The sequence below is a fragment of the Sphingobium sp. TomMM35A genome, from assembly GCF_054771735.1.
In genome coordinates this window covers 2154014-2174717 of record NZ_BSRC01000001.1, presented here as the reverse complement: position 1 = coordinate 2174717, position 20704 = coordinate 2154014, and the positions used below count along the sequence as shown (strand labels likewise).

At 64.4% G+C, this 20704-nt stretch carries 22 protein-coding genes; 9 read left to right on the top strand and 13 right to left on the bottom strand.

Going from position 1 to position 20704, the window contains the following annotated elements:
• Positions 1–110 precede the first annotated feature (110 nt).
• The 7 genes from ACYU8T_RS10950 to htpX form a co-directional block, all read right to left on the bottom strand.
• Entirely contained in the window at positions 111–440 is a 330-nt protein-coding gene (locus tag ACYU8T_RS10950; protein ID WP_461159445.1) for a UrcA family protein, read from the bottom strand.
• 173 nt (positions 441–613) lie between these two features.
• Positions 614–2203, bottom strand: coding sequence for a bifunctional phosphoribosylaminoimidazolecarboxamide formyltransferase/IMP cyclohydrolase (gene purH / locus ACYU8T_RS10945; RefSeq protein ID WP_461159444.1), 1590 nt, complete (start codon positions 2201–2203; stop codon positions 614–616).
• Between the two features lie 95 nt (positions 2204–2298).
• Positions 2299–4068, bottom strand: a complete 1770-nt coding sequence (locus tag ACYU8T_RS10940) for a heparinase II/III family protein (protein WP_461159443.1) — start codon at positions 4066–4068, stop codon at positions 2299–2301.
• Positions 4065–4727 carry a ribulose-phosphate 3-epimerase gene (gene rpe, locus ACYU8T_RS10935; RefSeq protein WP_097092555.1) on the bottom strand — a complete coding sequence of 221 codons (663 nt, stop codon included), beginning with the start codon at positions 4725–4727 and terminating at the stop codon, positions 4065–4067. Before rpe ends, ACYU8T_RS10940 begins: the two co-directional genes overlap by 4 nt.
• A 91-nt stretch (positions 4728–4818) precedes the next feature.
• Positions 4819–5304, bottom strand: a complete 486-nt coding sequence (locus ACYU8T_RS10930) for a diguanylate cyclase (protein WP_201515853.1) — start codon at positions 5302–5304, stop codon at positions 4819–4821.
• 32 nt (positions 5305–5336) lie between these two features.
• Positions 5337–6623 carry an RsmB/NOP family class I SAM-dependent RNA methyltransferase gene (locus ACYU8T_RS10925; protein WP_461159442.1) on the bottom strand — a complete coding sequence of 429 codons (1287 nt, stop codon included), beginning with the start codon at positions 6621–6623 and terminating at the stop codon, positions 5337–5339.
• Positions 6624–6779: 156 nt separating this feature from the next.
• Complete coding sequence (gene htpX / locus ACYU8T_RS10920; RefSeq protein WP_461159441.1) at positions 6780–7754, bottom strand: zinc metalloprotease HtpX; 975 nt, start codon at positions 7752–7754, stop codon at positions 6780–6782.
• 47 nt (positions 7755–7801) lie between these two features.
• On the opposite strand from htpX, the gene ACYU8T_RS10915 reads away from it, so the two are divergent.
• The 3 genes from ACYU8T_RS10915 to ACYU8T_RS10905 all read left to right on the top strand — a co-directional run bounded on the left by ACYU8T_RS10915 (position 7802) and on the right by ACYU8T_RS10905 (position 9586).
• Positions 7802–7975 (top strand): DUF1674 domain-containing protein, encoded by a 174-nt coding sequence (locus tag ACYU8T_RS10915; RefSeq protein ID WP_461159440.1) that lies wholly within the window; start codon positions 7802–7804, stop codon positions 7973–7975.
• Positions 7976–8171: 196 nt separating this feature from the next.
• The gene (locus ACYU8T_RS10910) at positions 8172–8600 is read left to right on the top strand and encodes a hypothetical protein (protein WP_097093833.1); all 429 of its coding nucleotides are present in this window, start codon (positions 8172–8174) and stop codon (positions 8598–8600) included.
• Positions 8601–8686: 86 nt separating this feature from the next.
• The gene (locus tag ACYU8T_RS10905; protein ID WP_097093832.1) at positions 8687–9586 is read left to right on the top strand and encodes a UTP--glucose-1-phosphate uridylyltransferase; all 900 of its coding nucleotides are present in this window, start codon (positions 8687–8689) and stop codon (positions 9584–9586) included.
• Between the two features lie 272 nt (positions 9587–9858).
• Here ACYU8T_RS10905 and ssb read toward each other — a convergent pair whose 3' ends face one another.
• The 4 genes from ssb to ACYU8T_RS10885 all read right to left on the bottom strand — a co-directional run bounded on the left by ssb (position 9859) and on the right by ACYU8T_RS10885 (position 13338).
• Complete coding sequence (ssb, locus tag ACYU8T_RS10900) at positions 9859–10425, bottom strand: single-stranded DNA-binding protein (RefSeq protein WP_461159439.1); 567 nt, start codon at positions 10423–10425, stop codon at positions 9859–9861.
• Between the two features lie 49 nt (positions 10426–10474).
• Positions 10475–12334, bottom strand: a complete 1860-nt coding sequence (feoB, locus tag ACYU8T_RS10895) for a ferrous iron transporter B (RefSeq protein WP_461159438.1) — start codon at positions 12332–12334, stop codon at positions 10475–10477.
• Positions 12331–12585 carry a FeoA family protein gene (locus ACYU8T_RS10890; RefSeq protein ID WP_201515939.1) on the bottom strand — a complete coding sequence of 85 codons (255 nt, stop codon included), beginning with the start codon at positions 12583–12585 and terminating at the stop codon, positions 12331–12333. Before ACYU8T_RS10890 ends, feoB begins: the two co-directional genes overlap by 4 nt.
• Before the next feature lie 87 nt (positions 12586–12672).
• Positions 12673–13338 (bottom strand): COQ9 family protein, encoded by a 666-nt coding sequence (locus ACYU8T_RS10885; RefSeq protein WP_461159437.1) that lies wholly within the window; start codon positions 13336–13338, stop codon positions 12673–12675.
• 142 nt (positions 13339–13480) lie between these two features.
• Between ACYU8T_RS10885 and ACYU8T_RS10880 the strand changes: the two genes are divergently transcribed.
• From ACYU8T_RS10880 to ribH, 6 genes are all read left to right on the top strand, one after another.
• On the top strand, positions 13481–14173 hold the full coding sequence (locus ACYU8T_RS10880; RefSeq protein ID WP_461159436.1) for an energy transducer TonB: 693 nt from the start codon (positions 13481–13483) through the stop codon (positions 14171–14173).
• Between the two features lie 65 nt (positions 14174–14238).
• Positions 14239–14694, top strand: a complete 456-nt coding sequence (locus ACYU8T_RS10875) for a hypothetical protein (RefSeq protein ID WP_461159798.1) — start codon at positions 14239–14241, stop codon at positions 14692–14694.
• Positions 14695–14702: 8 nt separating this feature from the next.
• Positions 14703–15686 carry a bifunctional diaminohydroxyphosphoribosylaminopyrimidine deaminase/5-amino-6-(5-phosphoribosylamino)uracil reductase RibD gene (gene ribD / locus ACYU8T_RS10870; RefSeq protein WP_461159435.1) on the top strand — a complete coding sequence of 328 codons (984 nt, stop codon included), beginning with the start codon at positions 14703–14705 and terminating at the stop codon, positions 15684–15686.
• A 32-nt stretch (positions 15687–15718) separates the two neighbouring features.
• Positions 15719–16330 (top strand): riboflavin synthase, encoded by a 612-nt coding sequence (locus tag ACYU8T_RS10865; protein WP_461159434.1) that lies wholly within the window; start codon positions 15719–15721, stop codon positions 16328–16330.
• Between the two features lie 70 nt (positions 16331–16400).
• Entirely contained in the window at positions 16401–17684 is a 1284-nt protein-coding gene (gene ribB / locus ACYU8T_RS10860; protein ID WP_461159433.1) for a 3,4-dihydroxy-2-butanone-4-phosphate synthase, read from the top strand.
• 14 nt (positions 17685–17698) lie between these two features.
• Positions 17699–18121 carry a 6,7-dimethyl-8-ribityllumazine synthase gene (gene ribH / locus ACYU8T_RS10855; protein ID WP_097092547.1) on the top strand — a complete coding sequence of 141 codons (423 nt, stop codon included), beginning with the start codon at positions 17699–17701 and terminating at the stop codon, positions 18119–18121.
• A 67-nt stretch (positions 18122–18188) separates the two neighbouring features.
• Here the strand turns inward: ribH and ACYU8T_RS10850 are convergent, their stop codons facing one another.
• A complete protein-coding gene (locus ACYU8T_RS10850) occupies positions 18189–19271 on the bottom strand; it encodes an alkene reductase (RefSeq protein WP_461159432.1) in 1083 nt (360 codons plus the stop codon).
• 99 nt (positions 19272–19370) lie between these two features.
• On the bottom strand, positions 19371–20636 hold the full coding sequence (locus ACYU8T_RS10845) for a DUF445 domain-containing protein (RefSeq protein WP_461159431.1): 1266 nt from the start codon (positions 20634–20636) through the stop codon (positions 19371–19373).
• Positions 20637–20704 lie beyond the last annotated feature (68 nt).

Sequence of the window (20704 nt, the reverse complement as noted above, 5' to 3'; positions counted from 1 at the left end):
GATAGGCTAACTTCTATCATCGGGAGTGGCGGAAATCATCTAAGGAATGGTTAACGGGCGGGTAAGCATGACAGGGCCGCATGTACGGCCCTGTCGCTATTCGTGACGGATCAGCCCTGATGCTGTCCCTGTACCGAACCGTCCAGACTGCCCCGCGCGCTTTCCAGGGCGCTGCTGTAGCAGTCGCGGAATTCACGCGTAGGCTGCTGGATCGAGCCGCTGAGCCAGCCGCAGGCCTGCTTGGCTGCGCGATCGATGCGGGAATTTGCCAAGCGGGCGCCGTGCGCGCTCGCCAAATTCAGGTCGGCCACGGAAACCATGATGCTGCGCGTCTCTGTGCCAGCGCGGGCATCCACGACCAGCGTGCTTGAGGCGAGTGCCGAAACAGGTAAGGCGAGGGTCATCGTGGCAGCCAACGCCGCCAGCGTCTTCATGGTCATCCTATATCTCCTGCGAACAATGGTTGCCCGCAGCCTGCATGGGCTTGGGGTCGGCTGGAAAATAGGATGTGCGCAAGGCATTGGGAAGAGGCCACTTGGTTGAAAGTGGCAGAAATCAGCTATTTTTGCGGATGCGAAAGGAATGTGCGCCCTCTCGCATCCGCATGACAGAGTCAGTGGCGGAAGTGCCGCATGCCGGTGAATAGCATGGCCAGCCCCGCCTCATCCGCCGCCGCGATGACTTCCTCGTCCCGGATGGATCCGCCCGGCTGGATCACGGCTGTAGCGCCAGCCTCGACTGCGGCGAGGAGGCCGTCAGCGAAGGGGAAGAAGGCGTCGGACGCGACTGCCGAGCCGATGGTGCGGGCTTCGCTCCACCCTGCCTTTTCAGCGGCATCCTTGGCCTTCCACGCCGCGATGCGAGCGGACTCCAGGCGATTCATCTGCCCCGCACCGATGCCTGCGGTGCTGTTGCCCTTGGCATAGACGATGGCGTTGGATTTCACATGCTTTGCGACGGTCCAGGCGAACAGGCAGTCATTCAATTCCTGATCAGTGGGCGCGCGCTTGGTAACGACCTTCAACTGGTCGCGCGTGATGCGGCCATTGTCGCGGCTCTGCACGAGCAGCCCGCCAGCGATGCTCTTCATCATCAGGCCAGTGCGGGCGGGGTCGGGCAACTCGCCGGTCAGCAGCAGGCGAAGGTTCTTCTTCTTCGCAAAGATCGCCTTCGCATCGTCATCGGCGTCGGGTGCCGCGACCACTTCGGTGAAGATGCCGCTGATCGCCTCGGCCGTAGGCCCGTCGAGCGGACGGTTTACGGCGATGATGCCGCCAAAGGCCGATACGCTGTCGCAGGCAAGCGCCGCTTCATAGGCTTCGATCAACGTGTTGCCGGTAGCCACGCCACAGGGATTGGCGTGCTTCACGATCACCACTGTCGGCGGGCCATCACGGAACTCGCTGACCAGCTCAAGCGCCGCGTCGGCGTCATTATAATTATTGTAGCTCAGCTCCTTGCCCTGGATCTGCTTGGCCTGAGCAATGCCGTTGGCTGACGGGCCGACAGGCAGATAGAGCGCGGCGGACTGGTGCGGATTCTCGCCATAGCGCAGGCTCGATCCGAGCTTGCTCGACACCGCCAAGGTCTCGGGGAAATCGACGCCCTGATCCGCAAAGGCAAACCAGCTGGCGATCATAGAATCATAGGCGGCGGTGGAGGCATAGGCCTTGGCCGCCAGCATACGGCGGAAATCATAGCTGGTCGCGCCGCCCTTTTCCGCCATCTCCGCGATCAGGCGGGCATAGTCGGCCGGATCGGTGACGATGGCGACGCTTTCATGATTCTTCGCGGCGGAGCGAACCATGGAGGGGCCGCCGATATCGATATTCTCGATAATCTCTTCGCGCTCTGCCCCCTTGGCGACCGTGGCGGCGAACGGATAGAGGTTGACGATGACGAGGTCGATCGCGCCAATCTCATGCTCCTGCATCGAGGCGACATGGTCGGGATTGTTGCGCACGGCGAGCAGGCCGCCATGAACCTTCGGGTGCAGCGTCTTGACGCGCCCATCCATCATTTCGGGAAAGTCGGTGAGGTCCGAAATATCCTTCACCTCCAACCCGGCATCGCGCAGAGCCTTGGCCGTGCCGCCGGTGGACACCAGTTCGACGCCATGTTTGCCCAGCGCCTGGCCCAATTCGACCAGGCCGGACTTGTCCGACACGGAAAGGAGGGCGCGTTTGATGGTGACGTCTGACATGATGCTTCCTGCTGTTCGGGTGCCGCTCAGGCTTGCCGCAGCCCTCTAGTCCTGCCGGGCCAATGCGGCAAGGAAAGGATTGGATGTTAAGAGCCTTAGCTCATCCGCTTGAAGAGCCAGCCGATGGTCGATCCGCCCGGCAGCGCTTCGGCAGTGATGACCAGCTGGCGGGTTTCGTGCGGGCGGCCCTCTCCATCGACCCACAGGCTTTCCTCGATCGCGAGCTTCCCCGCATTGGCGCGGAACTGCCAGATCGGCCCCATTTCGATCCGCAACAGCGCACCCATGCCGTCGGCGGTCGCGGTGGGCTCGACCAGCGGCGCAAGATGGAAGCGCAACTGCGCGGGCAGCTTCACTGGCCTGCGGCGGCGGGCGGCGGGGGTCAGCAAATCCTCGCCCCGGATTTCCCGGCCATCGATGCTGACGAGCAGCAGGCGGCGATGGACATAGCCCATGCGGCGGACATAGCCATCATGGCTGATCTCTATGCGACTGCCGCTTTCCTGCTCCTGCCGGTGAAGTTCGACCTCAGTAACGCCGCGGCCCAATGTGCCATCCGGCATCAGAGCGGTGGAATTGGTATCGTTCAGCACCAGCGTGCTGTGCGCAGCTGTAGTTCTAAGCCCTTGCGCCAGCCCATCGGGCATCCACGCGCCCTCCAGCGCCGCGCCGCCGCAATTGACGATCAGCCGCTGCGGCCCATCGCTGATCTCGATCGCGGTGGTGGAGGCGCATCCCGCCGCTGCCAAACGCGCCACGGGCGGCGGCGCGGCGTCGATCTGAACGATGGTAGGGCCCGCGACCAGCCGCTGATACCCCCAATCATTCGCCTGCCGCAGCGGTCGCGCGCGCACCCGACTCGCGCGGATCACCGCTTCGACCGTGGAGGGATCGATAGCACCCGCACCCTGCCAGCTGCCCAGCCCGCCATCGCCATGGGCGAGGCCAAGCAGGGCGGGCACCATCCGCCCCAGCGCTTCGGTCAAGAAAGGCGGCACCTGTTCCCGGCGCACGTCATAGACGGCGCGCACCATGGAAAGCAGCATGATGGCGCCCTGCTGATCCAGCGGCGATCGCGACACGATACCGCCATCGCCATGCACCGCATTGTCGATCGCGCGCTTGAGGCCTGCTTCCCCGAAAATCTTCCGTGCCGCGCCACCGGGCAGCAGCATGGAGGCGGCGACGATGCCGCCCCAGGCGACCAGGCGAGGCAGACCGAGCGGTGCCTTGTCCGCGCCGCGATCCAGATGCCGCGCCGTCCGCGCGATACAGTTCAGCACCAGCGATCGATAGACCAGGTCGCTGGATGACAGGATGAGCGGCGCATGGGCCGACCAGAAGAGCAGCCGCCAGCCCGCATTGTCCGCGCGCCAGGCCGGTTCGCTCGGCGTTTCGGCATGCGCCTCCAGCCATTTGCGCAGCACGCCTTCCGCGACGGGCGCACCCTGTTCGCGCGTGGCGGCCGACGACAGGTCGCGCAGCCAGGCGAAGCTGTGCAGATAATCGGCAAATGCTGGCACGACGCTCAGCCGGTCGAAATCCAGCGTGTTGAGCGGCTGCTTCAGTCCACGGAACAGGAAATAACCGGCGCGGATGGCCTGCCCCGCCTTCGCATCGCCCGGAATTTCATCATCGGGCACAGCGAGCAGCTTGAGCGGATATTTTCCCTTCAGCCGCCGACCGTGGATCGGCGTCTTCCAGCTCATTAGGTAAAAGCGGTTGGCGATCCGCTGGGCCAGCGACAGGCCTTTGTCATCCGCCACGCGGATGAGCCGCTTGCCCTGTTCGATCCCGTTTTCGGCTGGTTCTGATTCCGCCGTATCCGCAAGCGAAGGGCTGGGGATGCGCCGCCTGTCGCTCACCCGCCCTTGAGCTTCCGGATATTGTCGGCATAGGCGGAAGGCCCGCCACGGAATGTGGCGGTGCCCGCGACCAGCACATCCGCGCCCGCCTCAATCGCGCGCGGCGCCGTGGTGAAGTCGATGCCGCCGTCGACCTGCAGGCGGATGTCGCGCCCGCTCTTGTCGATCATCTTGCGGATCGCCTCGATCTTGCGCAGCTGATTCTCGATGAAGCTCTGCCCGCCGAAGCCGGGATTGACGCTCATCACCAGGATCAGATCGACATCATCGATCAGATAGTCGAGCATCTTGGCCGGGGTGCCGGGATTGAGCACCACGCCAGCCTGTACGCCCAATGACTTGATGTGCTGGATGGAGCGGTGGATATGCGGCCCAGCTTCCGGATGGACGGTCAGGATGTCGGCACCTGCCTGCGCGAAGGCATCCAGATACTGATCCACCGGAGAGATCATCAGATGCACGTCGAACGGCTTCTTGCTGTGGGGGCGCAGCGCCTTCACCACGGCCGGGCCGATGGTGATGTTGGGCACGAAATGGCCGTCCATCACATCGATATGAATCCAGTCGCAACCCGCTTCGTCGATCGCGCGGACCTCCTCGCCCAGGCGGGCGAAGTCGGCGGACAGGATGGAGGGCGAGATAAGGATCGGGCTGGTCATCAACAGTCGGCTCTAGCCGCGCCACGGATCAAGGGCAACGCTGCAGTTCGACCTTATCCACAGGCTTTTGCGGCGGGTATGGCCAAGGATTTCAGGGCAGGATGAAAATGGTGGGGTCAAGGCCGCAGGAACCCGCCGAGCCGCGCGGGAGAAACTGTTTGACGCCGTGCAGGCCGATGACGCGCGTGCCTTCCAGGATTGGCGCGGCGATAAGGCGCACCGTGCATTCGCTGCCATCCAACGGGCGAATATCCACGTCCAGGGTGAAGCCGCGCCGATGACGGATGGCGTAGGCGCGCAGCTGCTCCATCGCCTCGCGCGAATCCGGCTGGTAAAGCGAAGTGGCAAGCGGGCGCGGAACGGCGACGCCCCTTTCTATGCCGAACAGGTCATAGACGCCGCTGGTCCACGACAGGCTGTTGTCGCTGAGATCGCAATGCCACAGCCCGATCCCGCGCTCTGCCAGCGCCTGATCGTCGCGTGCGGTGCGATCATCCAGGGACACTGACGCAAGATGCTGGCGCAGATCGTAGAGCGGCCAACTATGGTGCAGGGGGAGGGGCTCGGTCGGGCGCAAGCGTGGCCTTTCTGACGTTCCCTGATCTTAGTTCATTGTGCCGCGCGAGCAAGGCGGGCAACGAAAAAGCCATCCGTGCCACCCTTGTCGGCCAATGTGTCGGGCAAAGTGCGCAGCCAACCCTCCGGATCGGGACAAATGCCCTGCGGCAATTCGCCTTGTTGTGCTGGCTGAAGGCTGAAGCCGGGGTTTTGACGCAGAAATGCCTCCAGCTGCTCCTCGCCCTCCGCCTTTTCGAGCGAGCAGGTGGCGTAGATCAGGGTCCCGCCAGGCTTCAGCCATTGGGCAGCGCGGCTCAGCAGTTCGGCCTGCAGCTCTGCCAACTCGGCGATCTGGCGCGGACCGATGCGGTGCAGCACGTCGGGATGGCGGCGATAGATGCCGGTGGCGGTGCAGGGGGCGTCGAGCAGGATGGCGTCGACTTGGCGTTTAGGTTCCCATTGGCGCAGGTCGGCTTGCACGATCGTAGCGGCCAGCGCCGTGCGTGCCAGATTCTCGCTCAGCCGTTCCAGGCGCTTCTTCGATTGATCCAGCGCCGTCACTTGCCACCCCGCGGCGGCCAGCTGCATCGTCTTGCCACCGGGCGCGGCGCAAAGGTCCAGCACGATGCGGCCTTCGCCTGTTCCGAGCAGGCGGGCGGGGCAGGACGCCGCGAGATCCTGAACCCACCATGCGCCTTCTGCAAAGCCGGGCAACTCCGTCACCGATGCATGATCGGGCAGGCGGACATGACCAAGAGCGAAGCTTTCGCCGCCCAGCTTTTCGGCCCAGTCCGCCGTCTCTGCCGGGTGGCGCAGGCTGACGTCCACGGGCGGACGCACGCCATAGGCGCTTGCCGCAGCGGCGGGCATGTCGCCTCCCCACTGCGCTTCCCACCGCGCGGCGACCTCTTCAGGCAGGGTAGGCGGGTCCGGCAGAGCGGACGCGGCGCGAGTCACTGTGCCGAATACGCCATGCACCAGCTTGCGCGGCCCGCCATCCACCAGCGGCAGGGCAGTCGCGATGGCGGCATGCGGCGCCGTGCCAAGCGCGAGCACCTGAATAAGGGCGATCCGTAGCACCATGCGCGCTTTCGCATCATTCGGCAGCGGCTGACGAGTCGCGCCGTCGATCAGCGCGTCTAGGTCGGGCAGACGGCGCAGCGTTTCTGCGGCGATGGCATGGACAAGTGCGCGATCGGCTGCGGGGAGCCCCTGCGCCGCGCCATGCAACGCCAGCTCCAGCGGGTCGCCCCGGCGCAGGACGGCGTCGAGCAGCCGCAAAGCGGCGCGGCGTGCAGGAAGGCCGGGAATATCTGCGGGGCGGGGAGGGCGAGCCATGGCGAGCGCCTTACGCTAATTGCCATGGGAAAGTCATGGCCCTTCAATGCTCGCCCCCGCCACATTCGTCATCCCAGCGAAAGCTGGGATCTCAGGCCTCTATGCGCAGCTGCATGAGATGCCAGCCTTCGCTGGCATGACGGCAAAATCAAGACCTCAATTCCGCCCCAGTGGATCAAGCGCGCTCGACCGTCGACGCTTGGGCGTCGCCACGGGGCTCAATGCCGACGCGCGCGGGGCTGAAGGAGCGGGAATAGCCATGCCTCCCGCCATCTCCTCCAGGGCGGCGATGCGCTTCTCCGTAGCCGGATGGGTGGAGAACAGCTCGCTGACATGTACGGGAACGATATAGAGCTGGGCTGCGGCCGGATTGCGTTCAGCCACATGGTTGGGGATCATCTCCGCCTTGCCGGAAATCTTTGCAAGCGCCGACGCCAACGCGCGCGGGTTGCCGCTGATTTCCGCTCCGGCGGCGTCAGCGCCATATTCACGCGTGCGGCTGATCGCCATCTGAACGATCATTGCGGCAAAGGGCGCGACGATCACCGCCATCAGTGTCGCCAGCATGTTGCCATGCCCATTCTCCTCATTACCGCCGCGGAAGAACAGGCCGAAATTGGCGAGCATCGACACCGCGCCCGCGATCGTCGCGACCATGGTCATGATCAGCGTGTCGCGATTCTTCACATGGGCAAGCTCATGCGCCATCACGCCCGCAACCTCATCGCGGCTCAGCATCGACAGCAGGCCAGTCGTCGCTGCCACGGCGGCATGCTCGGGATTGCGGCCCGTAGCGAAAGCGTTCGGGTGCGGTTCGTCGATCAGGTAGACGCGCGGCATGGGCAGCTTCGCCCGCTGCGCCAGATCGCGCACCAGCCCGTAAAATTCCGGAGCGCTCTCAGCATCCACCTCCCGCGCATTGTGCATCGACAGGACGATCTTGTCGGCATTCCAGAAGGTGAACAGGTTCATGCCCGCCGCCACCAGCAGCGCGATCATCGCCCCGCCGCTGCCGCCCAGCGTATAGCCCAGAGCCATGAACAGCGCCGTCAGCGCCGACAACAGCATCACCGTCTTGAAACCGCTCACTTGTCTTCCACTCCTTTGCGGCCCAGATAGCAGGCCATGCATGAATATGGGGTTGCCGACACGGCGCCACAATCGAAAGGCTTTTGGACATGGGAACCTATAACGGCAAGCGCCCCGCGCATGTGAAGCCGCCTGAGCACCTGTCGAAGAGTCCACCGGTGCCTCAGTCCGATCCCCTGGATCGACCCTCGCGCCATGACGAGGAACTGAGCCCGGTCCGATACGGCGACTGGGAGCGCAAGGGGATCGCGATCGATTTTTGAACCCGGCTGATCACATTTGATCGGTTCATCGCTGATTCTGCACGTCTTCCGCTGGCCTGTGCCCTCCTTGCGGGCGATGTGCACCTCCGCCTCTAGCCTTTACCGCCTGTTTTTGTGCAGGATTCATGCGGGCATAAGGAAGAAAACAAGCCGGGGGCGGGTCGTGAATCATATAGCTGAGATAAAAGTGAGGGCGGTGTCTGAATATGCGCCGGAGGACGCGGCGCTGCTCTGTGCCGTGGGTCGTCTGGTCTGTGCCTGGACGATGCTGGAGCAGAGTCTGGAGGCGAAAATCGCCATGATGCGGGAAGCCATGGGTGACGTGCGAACCGTCGGCACCCGGACGCGCCCTGGAATGGCGAAACTGATGACGGAACTCCGCACGATGGTGGCGATGCGTGACAAGCGCAACGCCAGCGCCTTGACGGAGATTTCGGATATCGAGCGGCACATGCAAAGGATCGATCGCTTCCGGTCGCTCATCATTGGCGGCTTTCAGCAGCCAGCGCCCGGCGGCTTTACCTGCCGCGACGCGCGGAACAATCACACGCATGTCTCGCTTGATCACCTCGATGCGGAGATCTCTTCGCTCGAAACGGTGGCGCAGCGCCTGCTGGCCGTCTGACCGGGCGAGGTAATCCTCCCGCTATGCTTGACCTTTGACGCGTGGAGGGCGAAGCCTGTCCGCGCGTCTAGCGAGAATGGAGTACCATGCCCTACAAGCCGATACGCAAAGCCGTGTTTCCTGTCGCAGGCCTCGGCACGCGCTTCCTGCCTGCCACCAAGTCGGTGCCCAAGGAATTGCTGCCGGTCGTCGATCGCCCGCTGATCCAATATGCCGTCGACGAAGCGCGCGAGGCGGGGATCGAGCAGATGATCTTCATCACCGGGCGCGGCAAGGGCGCGATCGAGGATTATTTCGACATGGCCTTCGAAGCCGAAGCGACCCAGCGGGAGCGCGGCAAGGACCTGTCCGCCCTTGACGGCACGCGCCTGGCACCGGGCAACGCGGTCTTCCTGCGCCAGCAGGAACCGCTCGGCCTCGGCCACGCCATCTGGTGCGCGCGCGACATCGTCGGCGATGAACCCTTCGCTATCCTGTTGCCCGACGAGTTCATGAAGGGTGCTCCCGGCCGTGGCTGCCTCAAGCAGATGGTCGAAGCCTATGATCAGGTGGGCGGCAATCTCGTCTGCGCGCTGGAAGTGCCGATGGCCGACACCCCAAGCTATGGCGTGATCGATCCGGGCGAACGCAATGGCCCGCTCACCGAAGTTAAGGGTCTCGTTGAAAAGCCCGCGCCCGGCACCGCGCCGTCCAACCTCATCCTGCCGGGCCGTTATATCCTGCAGCCAGAGGTCATGAAGATCCTCGCCACACAGGAAAAGGGCGCGGGCGGCGAGATCCAGCTGACCGACGCCATGGCTTCGATGATCGGGCAACAGCCCTTCCACGGCGTGACCTTCGATGGCCGTCGCTTCGACTGCGGGTCAAAGGCGGGCTATATCGAAGCCAACCTGGCACTCGCGCTGGAACGCGAGGACCTTGGCGAACATATCCGTGAATTCGCCCTAGCCGAACTGGGCGCAACGACGATCGCCGCTGCTGCCTAACGGCCTTGGCGGAAAAAGCTGGCCCCATTCCTCATCTCCCCTCCCGCAAGCGGGAGGGGCCGGGGGTGGGCCAGCGCAACGTCCGTCTTGGCTGAGGTAACGCAAAAGCTCGCTCCGCTCGCGCCCACCCCTAACCCTCCAAACGAGTCACGCGCCTCGTTTGAACGCGTGCGGGAGGGGAACATGTTTTGGTCGCCCCACCAGCTGATTTAGCGACATAAAAAAGGCGGCCCTCTCAGAGCCGCCCTCTACCTCGTGCCAAAACAAAACCCTCAGAACGGCACTTCATCATCCAGATCATTGTCGAAATTCGGCCCGCCCGCGCCGCCGCGCCCGCCGCCTGATGAGCGGCCGCCGCTGCCGCCGCCAAAGCCGCCGCCGCTGCCACCACCGCCGAAATCATCATAATCGCCGCCAAAGCCGCCAGCGCTGGCGCCCCAGTCACTGCCGCCGCCTTGCGAGCGCCCGCCGCCCTGGCCACCACCCGGCGCGCCGTCCAGCATGGTCAGCACCGCGCCCGGACCCTGAAGCACGACTTCGGTGGTGTAGCGGTCATTGCCCGACTGGTCCTGCCACTTGCGCGTGCGCAGCTGGCCCTCGACATAGACCTTCGAACCCTTGCGCAGGAACCGCTCGGCGACGCCCGCCAGTCCTTCGGAAAAGATCGAGACGCTGTGCCATTCGGTGCGCTCCTTGCGCTCGCCCGACATGCGGTCCTTCCAGCTTTCGGACGTAGCGATGCGAAGGTTGCACACCTTGCCGCCATTCTGGAAGCTCTTCACCTCCGGGTCGGCGCCCAGATTGCCGACCAGAATGACCTTGTTGACCGAACCCGCCATATTTCCTCCGATACTTTGGAGGTTCTTATAGTCGGCTGGCCTGCGGACGCTACCCTAAACCGATGGCGGTTGCCGTCCAGAAAGTTACCCCAGCAGCGGCGTAGGCAAGCGCGAAAAGATAGCCGATCATGAACAGCGGCCACTTCCATCCATTGGTTTCGCGTTTGGTCACCGCGATCGTCGAAATGCACTGCGGCGCGAAGACGAACCAGGCGAGGAACGCCAGCGCAGTGGGCAGCGGCCAATTGTCCTTCAGCCTGTCGCCTAGGCTCCGCTCCAGCTTTGCCTCATCCTCGTCGGCATCAAGCGAGTAGACGGTCGCCAGCGCCGATACCGCCACTTCGCGCGCCGCCATCGCCGGGATCAGCGCCAGGGAAATGTCGCGGTTGAAGCCGATCGGCTCCAGCACGACGTTGAGCCCGTTGGCGATCCGCCCGGCGACCGAATAATTCACCTGGCTGACGGCGCTGTCTTCCGGCGCCTTGGGAAAGCTCAGCAGCAACCAGAGGATCACCGTGGACGCGAAGATGATCGTGCCCGCGCGCTTGAGGAAGATGATCGCGCGCTGCCACAGTCCCAGCACGATGTCCTGGGGGCGCGGCCATTGATATTTCGGCATTTCCATCAGGAATCCGCCGCTTGCGCCCTTTGTTACCGTAAGGCGCAGCACCAGCGCCACCAGCATCGCACCGATAATTCCGGCAATATACAGGCAGAAGAGGACGAGGCCCTGAAGGCCGATGCCCAGACCTACATTCCGCGCCGGAATGAAAGCGCCGATGATGACCGCATAGACCGGCAGCCGGGCCGAGCAGGTCATGAGCGGCGCAATCAATATGGTCGTCAGACGATCCTTGGGATCGGAAATGGTGCGCGTCGCCATGATCCCGGGCACGGCGCAGGCGAAGGATGAAAGCAGTGGAATGAAGGCGCGGCCCGACAGGCCGACGCGCGCCATCAGGCCATCCATCAGGAATGCGGCGCGAACCATATAGCCGGTCGCTTCCAGCATCAGGATGAAGAAGAAGAGGATCAGGATCTGCGGCAGGAAGACGACGACCGATCCCACGCCATTGATGACGCCATCCACCAGGAAGGACCGTAGCAGCCCGTCCGGCAGCGCGTCGCTTGCTGCCGAGCTGGCCGCTTCCGCCAGCCCTTCGATCATGGCGATGGGCGCTTCCGACCAGGCATAGACCGCCTGGAACATGATGAACAGCAGCGCCAGCAGCAGCAGCAGCCCGGCGACGGGATGCAGAGCGACCCGATCGACCGCAGCCGTCAACCGGCGGGACGGCGTTTCGCGCACCACCGCCGCGCGGGCAATCCTGCGGGCCTCGCTGCGCAATGCGTCGAAGCCAAGCGGGGCCGCGGACGGCCGCGCCTTTGAGCTTCCGTCAAAAAGAGTGTCCAATTCGGTCCGCAGATGGTCGAGGCCCCGCTTGCGCACCGCGACGGTCGAGATCACCGGCACGCCCAGTTCGCGCGAGAGGATATTCGCGTCCAACTCCAGCCCATCGCGGGTGGCGAGGTCGACCATATTGAGCGCCACCACGGTCGGCAGGCCAAGCGCGATCAGTTCAAGGGCGAAACGCAGGTGATTGTCGAGATTTGACGCATCCACGACCACAACCAGCGCATCCGGCAGGCGTTCGCCATGCTGTTTGCCAAGCACGACGTCGCGGGTCACCTGCTCATCGGGGCTGGTGGGGTTGAGGCTGTAGGTGCCGGGCAGGTCGACCAGTTCGAGCGGGCGGCCATCGGACAGCGACAGCCTGCCTGCCTTGCGCTCTACGGTCACGCCCGGATAATTGCCGAGTTTCTGCCGCGCGCCGGTCAAGGCGTTGAACAGGGCGCTCTTGCCGGCATTGGGGTTGCCGACCAGCGCAACCAGCGGCAGGCTGCTCATGCGGCGTCCGCCGGGCCCGTGCGGACTGTGATCGCAGCGGCGTGATTGCGCCGCATGGCAATGGTCATGCGCCCCACCTTGCAGGCGATCGGACCTCGGCCAAGCAGGCCGCCATGGTGAAGCGCTTCGACGCTCGCGCCTTCGCACAGGCCGAATTCACGCAAGCGCTGGCCGTCCGACGCGGTCAGCGCGTCCCAGTCGATCAGGTCCACATAGGCTGGCTGGCGCAACGGCAGTTCGGTCAGGCGCAAGGTAGAAGAGCTCGCTGAAGTCACCTGCGAGTGACTATCAATATAGATAGGAAAAGGCCAGCCGGAATCGCGGCCTCCTCGTTGGGGTCAGATGGCGGGGTAACGGAGCCTGCCGATGAAGCGGGCAAGGCTCAGCCTTTCCCCGCCGCCGATGCCCTTCCACTTGGCCTTTGCTCGTTCGAAGCGCATTACGCCTTCGATGCGGCGATCGAGGAAGGCGCGGCTGTCCGACCAATCGTCGCTCTCGTCATCGACGAACACCAGCAGCGTCGCGGCATAGACGCCCGCCAGCGTCAGGCGCTTGCTATAATGATTGAGGTCGGTGGCGTGATCGCCAGCGGCGCGCCACATGACATCGGCCGCCCGCCAGCCCAGCCGCGCCGCCCGAACGCTGTTCTGCGGCAGCGCCATGATGGCGAGCGCGCGTCGTAACGCCTCCCTGTCGCGGGCGAGCAGTGTCAGCCGCGCCGTAATCAACGCGACGATGCGTTGGCGGACCGACATGGTGACCAGCTTTTCCGGCGGGAGCGCCTCCAGCATGCCTGCGTCGATGCTCGCAAACCAGGCGTCGATCATGTCCATCGCTCCGCCGGGAAAGGCGAGCTGCGCGATCTCGGCATCCACACGTCCTTCCGAAGCGGCCATGGTGACGGCTTCCGGCCGCCAGCCATCGAAGGCGGCGTGGCGCGGCACGATTGGCGCGAGATACGCCCGCACTTCGTCCAGGGTCGGGTCTTCGGGCAATGTCTTCATGGCTCCTATGGTAAGGTGCCGCATGCCAGCGCACAAGTTCCCTCCACGGCATGAACATAATGTTGCAACATATCACTAGATATGATGTAACATCATCTTCCAGCAGCGGCTCAAGCCGCGCAAGTTGAGGATGGAGGATGAAATGGCAGTATCGGCAATGCATGCGGCAAATGGCCACCAGCGTGGCTACAGCGGTGGCGGGGGATCACCCGCCGCAATCGGGGCGACCATCGCGGTGCATGCGCTGGTGGTCGGCGCTTTCATCCTGATGCCCAAGGAGGTGATCGCGCCTTATGTGCCGCAGATCCTGATCGGCAATCAGATCCCCCTCGATCCGCCGCCGCCGCCCGAAGCCCAGCCGCAGCCCGCCGAGACCAAGCTTCCGGCCCAACCGACCATAGACCCGATCCCCTCCAATCCCGATGATCTGGTGAAGCTGCCCAATAGCGGTGAGGGGCCGGTAGTGCCCACAGGCGGAACAACCGCTGGCACCGGCGCGGGAAGTACCCTCATTGATCCGCCCATCGAGCCGGGGCGTGAACCCGTTGTCACAGAAGTCGGCATCGACCCGCGCGCCATGGCGGCCTTCCAGCCCGATTATCCCGGCTCGATGATCCGGCAAAGCGTGGAAGGATCGGTCACCGTCCGCGTCAGCATAGGCGCGGACGGCAGGGTGACGGGCATCGAGCGGCTGTCTGCGACCGATGAGGCCTTCTGGATCGCCACCCAGCGGCATGCGATGCGCAAATGGCGTTTTCGCCCCGCGACTCGCGATGGCGTGCCGGTGCCAGGAACAAAGGTTCTCACCGTCCATTTCAAGCTGACCGACAGGTGAGCCTGACGGCGCCGGATGCAAGGCGCGGCTTTGCATCCGGCGCTGCCCTATCCTATATAGCGGCGATGGCGATTTTCCCCCGTCCGGTCTCTCCCAAAAGCGCGCTTGGCGACCTGTGGAGCTATTTCCGCGAGAATCGGCCGCATAAATGGCCGCTGCTCGGGCTGTCGATGGCGATCACGTGGGTCATCATCTGGGTGTTCATGGTCGACGCCAACACCAACACCATGCCGACCCGCAACAAGATCATCTATGTGCAGAGCTGGGACGCGAGCCGGTCGGACGCCGCCATCATCCTGCAGCAGAAGATCGACCTCGCGAAAAGCGAAGCGGCGCTGCAAAAGCGGCAAAAGCAGATGCAGGGTTGGGCCGACGCATTCGGCATCGACTGGCGCACCGAGGAAGCCCGCAACAGCGCCAGGCGCAAGGAAGCTTTGAAGCAGATCAACGCGCAGCTCGATTCGCGGCTGGCCAAGGCGGAAGCGGCGGAAAAGGCCGCGCGCAAGACCAGCCAGAATTGAGTTTCCCGATGGCCGACCTCGCCGACGACCACCGTTTCATGGCAGCGGCCATTGCCCTGTCGGAACGTGGCCGGGGCCTGTCCACGCCCAATCCCAATGTCGGCTGCCTGATCGTTCGCGATGGAGTCGTCGTCGGCCGCGGCTGGACCCAGAAGGGCGGTCGCCCCCATGCCGAAGCGCAGGCTCTGGAAGAGGCGCAGGGTCAGGCGCGCGGTGCCACGGCCTATGTGACGCTGGAACCCTGTTTTCACCTGTCCGCCCGTGGGCCGCGCTGTGCCGACCTGATGGCACGAGCAGGCGTTGCCCGCGTGGTGATCGCGCTTCGCGACCCCGACCCGCGTACCGATGGGCAGGGCGCAGGGCATCTGCGCGCGCGCGGCATCCAGGTCGAAATGGGCGTGATGGCGAAGGAGGCTGCTGCGGCCATGCGCGGTTTCGTCCTGCGCCAGACGCTGGGCCGCCCCGCCGTCACCCTGAAGCTTGGCCTGTCGCTCGACGGCTGCATCGCGCTGAAGGAAGGGTCCAGCCGCTGGATTACAGGAGAGGCCGCGCGCGCGCATGCGCATCTGGAGCGGGCGCGCCATGACGCCATCCTTGTCGGCGGCGGCACACTGCGCGCCGATGCGCCGCGGCTTGATGTGCGCCTGCCGGGGTTGGAGGATCGCTCTCCCCGCCGCCTGCTGCTGACGCGCGGCGATGCGCCCGAAGGTTGGGAAGCCGTCGCGCAGCCCGAAGAGATCGCCGCGCTCAATCATGTCGATCATCTGATGGTGGAGGGTGGCGCTTCAACCGCAGCGGCGTTTCTGCGAGCCGACTTGGTCGACCGTCTGCTCTTCTACCGCGCGCCTGTTATCATCGGTGGCGGTATGCCCGGCATCGGCGACATCGGCCTGTCGGACCTCGCTCAGGCGCATCATCGCTGGGCCCTAACCGACGCACGGCAACTAGGCGACGACCGGCTGGAGGTTTACGAAAGGCGGCGCGGCGCTTAGGAGCGTCACCGAACCAGCAGGATCACGCACCCATGTTCACCGGCATCATCACCGACATCGGCACCATCCGCTCCGCCGAACAGCGGGGAGACCTTCGCCTCGTTATCGGCACCGCTTATGACATGGACAGCGTTGCGATCGGCGCCTCGATCGCCTGCTCGGGCGCTTGCCTTACAGTGGTGGAGAAGGGGCCTGACTGGTTCGCCGTCGATCTGTCCGCCGAAACGGTGGATCGCACCGCGCCCGGTCTCTGGCAGCAGGGCGGCAGGCTGAATCTGGAACGCGCGCTCAAGGTGGGTGACGAGCTCGGCGGCCATATCGTGACTGGCCATGTCGATGGCGTCGGCACATTGGTATCGGCCACCCCTGAGGGGGATTCGACCCGGCTGGTGATCGCCGCGCCTCCCGCGCTCGCCTCCGCTCTCGCGGCCAAGGGGTCGATCACCGTCGATGGCATTTCGCTGACCGTCAACAGCGTCGAAGATCAGCCCGACGGCTCCGTCCAGTTCGGCCTCAACATCATTCCGCACACCGCCGCCGCCACGACGTTGGACGCTCTGGCCCCCGGCCGTTCGTTCAATCTGGAGATCGACGTGCTCGCCCGCTACCTCGATCGGATGCAGAGCCTGCGCCAAGCAATGTGATTGCTGCTTGATAAAATCACATCATGATGTGATAACCCACTCCAAGACCCTGTTGGTCAAGGAGTCGCTCATGTCTTCCGCTCTTATCGATACTGTCCGCACCCTGGTGAATGAAGGGGGCATGTCCCGTTCGGGGCTGGCGCGCGCTGCGGGCCTTCATGCCAATTCTCTCCGTAGATTGGGCGAAACCGACTGGAATCCCACTGCCGAAACCTTGGGCAAGCTGGAAACCTATCTGGCGCGGCGCGAAGGTGGCACCGCCCTCGCCTCGCCGGAAGAGATCATCAACGAAGCCCGCAACGGCCGCATGTTCATCCTGGTCGATGATGAAGACCGGGAAAATGAAGGCGATCTGGTGATCCCAGCGCAAATGGCGACGCCGGACGCAATCAACTTCATGGCGACCCATGGCCGTGGCCTCATCTGCCTGGCCTTGACCAAGGATCGGGTCGATCATCTCGGCATCGACCTCATGAGCCGCAACAACGGCACGCGGCATGAAACCGCCTTCACCGTGTCAATTGAAGCGCGGGAAGGCGTCACCACCGGGATCAGCGCCGCCGACCGCGCGCGCACCATCTCCGTCGCGATCGACGGGTCAAAGGGGCGCGACGACATCGTGACGCCCGGCCATGTCTTCCCTCTCGTCGCAAAGGATGGCGGCGTGCTGGTGCGCACCGGCCATACCGAGGCGGCCGTCGACGTGGCGCGTCTCGCCGGACTCAACCCGTCGGGTGTGATCTGCGAAGTGATGAAGGACGACGGCACCATGGCGCGCCTCGATGATCTCATCCCCTTCGCCCAGAAGCACAAGATGAAGATCGGCACGATCCGCGACCTTATCGCCTATCGCCGCCGTCATGACCATATGGTCGAGCGGCGGGCCGAAACCGTCTTCAACAGCAAGTGGGGCGGCGACTGGAAGGCGATCAGCTTCTACAACAAGGCAACGCAGAGCGAGCAGCTGGTGCTGCAAAAAGGTCATGTCTCGCCTGATGAGCCGACGCTGGTGCGCGTGCATCAACTCTCGCTGCTGGACGATGTATACGGCGCCAGCGGTCCCCGTTGCGAGATATTGGGCAAGTCGATGGAGATCATCGCGAAGGAAGGCGCTGGCCTGATCGTCGTGCTGACCAGCAATTCGCCGACCGATTTCCTGACGCGTATCCTGCGCCACCATGCGGGCCAGCCGGGCAGCGGCATGGACGAACTGCGCGATTATGGCGTGGGCGCGCAAATCCTTGCGGAACTTGGCGTGCACGACATGGTGCTGCTCACCAATAGCAGCCATAGCCTCATCGCGCTTGACGGCTATGACCTTGCCGTGGTTGGGCACCGGCCCATCGAGCTATAGGAAGGATAACGGCCGTGGCGAAATTCCTGATCGTTGAAGCACGCTTCTACGACCATCTCAATGATCTGCTGATCGAAGGCGCGGTGGCCGCGTTGGAGGCGGAAGGGCATAAATATGACGTCGTGACGGTGCCGGGCGCGCTGGAAATCCCCGGCGCGGTCGCGCTGGCGGCGGAGTCCGGCCGTTATGACGGCTTCGTGGCGATCGGCGTGGTGATCCGCGGCGAAACCTATCATTTCGAAGTGGTGTCGAACGAAAGCGCGCGGGGCCTCATGGCGCTCAGCATGGATGGCATCGCCATTGGCAACGGCATCCTGACCGTCGAGAACGAGGCGCAAGCGCTCACCCGCGCCAAGCCGGATGAAAAGGACAAGGGCGGCGAAGCTGCGAAGGCCGCCATTGCCATGCTGGCGTTGCGCGAGAAATTCGGCGCCTGATCCCTGCGCCGCTGCTCACAAGAAAAAGGGCGCCCTTGATCGGAGCGGCCCTCTTTCCATCAAGGGTTCAGCCTGCCTTGGCGAGAACCGGATAATCGACATAGCCCTCGCGGCCCTGCGTGTAGAGCGTGTCGGTGCTCAAGGGATTGAGCGGAGCGCCTAGCGACAGGCGATCCGGCAGGTCCGGATTGGCGATGAATGGGCGTCCGAAGCTGATCGCCTGGGCAAGGCCGCTGTCCAGATCCTCCTGCGCCCGGGCCGCGTCATAATCGCTGTTCAGGACCAGCGGCCCGTTGAAATGACGGCGGATCAGGGGGGACTGGCGCGGAACGTCGCTCGCTCCCCGTGTGCCCTCCGGACGCAGTTCGCGCATCTCGAGGAAGGCGATCCCGATTGGGTCCAGCGCCTTGGCGATGGCGATGGCAAGGCTGGCGGGATCGCTATCGTCCGTGCCTTGCGACGCGCCGTTGATGGAGATGCGCACCGCCGTCCTGTCAGCACCGATAGCGTCAGCGACGGCCTGGGTGATTTCGCGCAGCAGCCGGACGCGCTTCTCCGGGCTGCCGCCATACTCGTCCTGCCGCTGGTTGACGCCGTCGCGCAGGAATTCGTCTATCAGATAGCCGTTCGCGGCGTGGATCTGGACGCCATCGAACCCGGCTTCACGCGCGTTGCGCGCAGCGGTGACATAGCTAGCGATCAGGCCCGGGATTTCGTCCGCTTCCAGCGCGCGCGGCTGCTCATAGGGCTTGTTGCCGTCATAGCTATGGGCGTGGCCGGGCGCGGTGATCGGGCTGGACGATACGGGCTGCTGCCCGCTGACGCTGGAATGGACCAGGCGGCCCATGTGCCAGAGCTGCGCAAAGATGCGGCCGCCCGCATCATGCACGGCCTGGGTGATCGGCTTCCAGGCCTCCACCTGCTCGGCCGACCAGATGCCCGCCGCGAATGGCCAACCTAGGCCCTGCTGAGACACGCCGATGCCTTCGCTGATGATCAGGCCCGCCGTGGCGCGCTGGCGATAATAATCGGCCATGATCGGCGTCGGCACATGGTCGCGGGTCGCGCGGGCGCGGGTCAGCGGCGCCATCAATATCCGATTGCGCGCCTTGACGGCGCCTAGTTGAACGGGATCGAAGAGGCTGATCATGAAAATCCCCTTATCAAAGTTGCTATTTGCAACTGAAATGCTTGTTGACGCCAATTAGGGAGCCAAATTCAGGCTTTCAAGGCCGCGCGCCGCAAAATGTCAAAACAGCGTGTCGACCGTGTGAATGGCCAGGCCGACGAGTCCACCGACCAACGTCCCATTGATGCGGATATATTGCAGGTCGCGCCCGACGGCGCTCTCCAATCGGCTCGTCACCGTGCCCGCATCCCAGCCGCGCACCGTCTCGCTGACCAGCGTCACGATGGAATCGCCATAGGCGGCGGTCGCGCCGACCGCAGCCCGGCGCACAAAGCGGTTGATCAGCAGGCGCAGGCGCGAATCCTCCTGCAATGTCGTTCCCAGTTGCTGCAATGCTTCGCCGAGCCGCCCGGCCATCGCCTTGCCGGGGTCACGCACCGCGCGCAACAATCCGGAACGGGCTTGCTCCCACAGGCCATCTATCCAACGCTGCATCGCCGGATTGTCCACGATCTCGCCACGGATGCGCGCGACGCGCTCCTGCATCGCGGGATCGAATTGCAGGTCGCTTGCCAGCTTTGCCATGCCTTCTTCGGCCTTGAGGCGCAGGCTATGTTGCGGGTCAGCGGCCATTTCCGCCAGCAGCCGCCGCAGCCCGTCGATGATCGCGTTGGACAGGTTTTCGTCCAATCCTGTCCATCGCAATATCTTGCCCGCCCGGTCATGCACCATCTGGCGGATAAGATGGTCATTGGCCTCCAATGTGCGGTCGGCCCAATGGATGATGCCGTCCATCACCGGCGCATGGCGGCCGTCGCGCATCGCCGCCTCGATGGCCTGCCCGATCAGCGGGGCGACGTTCATGCCGCGCAGCCGTTGGGCAATGGCGCCCTTCACCATGCCGCCAAGCCTCTCCTGATCTAGCGCCTCCAGCATGTCCGCCGCCAGCCGCGATGCGCCTTCGCGCAAGCGGCCGTCCCCGCCTGCGGGGCTGGCGAGGAAGCGCCCGGCGGCCGCTGCGACATCCAGCCGCTGCATCCGGCGCGCGACAACGGCGGGGGTCAGGAAATTGTCCCTCAGGAACAGCGCAAGCGTGTCGCCAATCCGGTCCTTGTTGCGCGGGATGATCGCCGTATGCGGGATCGGCAGTCCCAGCGGATGCCGGAACAGCGCCGTCACCGCGAACCAGTCCGCCAGACCGCCCACCATGGCAGCTTCCGCAAAAGCCTGAACGAAGCCGATCGCGGGGTGCAGGTGGACCGTGGATCGCGCGGCGAGGAACAGCAGCGCCATCGCGATCAACATGCCCGTCGCCACCAGCCGCATGTCGCGCGGGGTCCGGGCAGGGGCATGCGCGGCGGGCAGGGACACAGGAAGCTGCTTCATCGTCCGTCCAACGGTTACGCCGCCGTTTCGTTCAGCCGCACGCGTCTTTCACGCTGATCAGCCAATTG

Coding starts and splice junctions, on each gene's coding strand:
- ACYU8T_RS10950 (WP_461159445.1), bottom strand. CDS start 440: ATGACCATGAAGACGCTGGCGGCGTTGGCTGCCACGATGACCCTCGCC.
- purH (WP_461159444.1), bottom strand. CDS start 2,203: ATGTCAGACGTCACCATCAAACGCGCCCTCCTTTCCGTGTCGGACAAG.
- rpe (WP_097092555.1), bottom strand. CDS start 4,727: ATGACCAGCCCGATCCTTATCTCGCCCTCCATCCTGTCCGCCGACTTC.
- ACYU8T_RS10925 (WP_461159442.1), bottom strand. CDS start 6,623: ATGGCTCGCCCTCCCCGCCCCGCAGATATTCCCGGCCTTCCTGCACGC.
- htpX (WP_461159441.1), bottom strand. CDS start 7,754: ATGCATGGCCTGCTATCTGGGCCGCAAAGGAGTGGAAGACAAGTGAGC.
- ACYU8T_RS10915 (WP_461159440.1), top strand. CDS start 7,802: ATGGGAACCTATAACGGCAAGCGCCCCGCGCATGTGAAGCCGCCTGAG.
- ACYU8T_RS10905 (WP_097093832.1), top strand. CDS start 8,687: ATGCCCTACAAGCCGATACGCAAAGCCGTGTTTCCTGTCGCAGGCCTC.
- ssb (WP_461159439.1), bottom strand. CDS start 10,425: ATGGCGGGTTCGGTCAACAAGGTCATTCTGGTCGGCAATCTGGGCGCC.
- feoB (WP_461159438.1), bottom strand. CDS start 12,334: ATGAGCAGCCTGCCGCTGGTTGCGCTGGTCGGCAACCCCAATGCCGGC.
- ACYU8T_RS10885 (WP_461159437.1), bottom strand. CDS start 13,338: ATGAAGACATTGCCCGAAGACCCGACCCTGGACGAAGTGCGGGCGTAT.
- ACYU8T_RS10880 (WP_461159436.1), top strand. CDS start 13,481: ATGGCAGTATCGGCAATGCATGCGGCAAATGGCCACCAGCGTGGCTAC.
- ACYU8T_RS10875 (WP_461159798.1), top strand. CDS start 14,239: ATGGCGATTTTCCCCCGTCCGGTCTCTCCCAAAAGCGCGCTTGGCGAC.
- ribD (WP_461159435.1), top strand. CDS start 14,703: ATGGCCGACCTCGCCGACGACCACCGTTTCATGGCAGCGGCCATTGCC.
- ACYU8T_RS10865 (WP_461159434.1), top strand. CDS start 15,719: ATGTTCACCGGCATCATCACCGACATCGGCACCATCCGCTCCGCCGAA.
- ribB (WP_461159433.1), top strand. CDS start 16,401: ATGTCTTCCGCTCTTATCGATACTGTCCGCACCCTGGTGAATGAAGGG.
- ACYU8T_RS10850 (WP_461159432.1), bottom strand. CDS start 19,271: ATGATCAGCCTCTTCGATCCCGTTCAACTAGGCGCCGTCAAGGCGCGC.
- ACYU8T_RS10845 (WP_461159431.1), bottom strand. CDS start 20,636: ATGAAGCAGCTTCCTGTGTCCCTGCCCGCCGCGCATGCCCCTGCCCGG.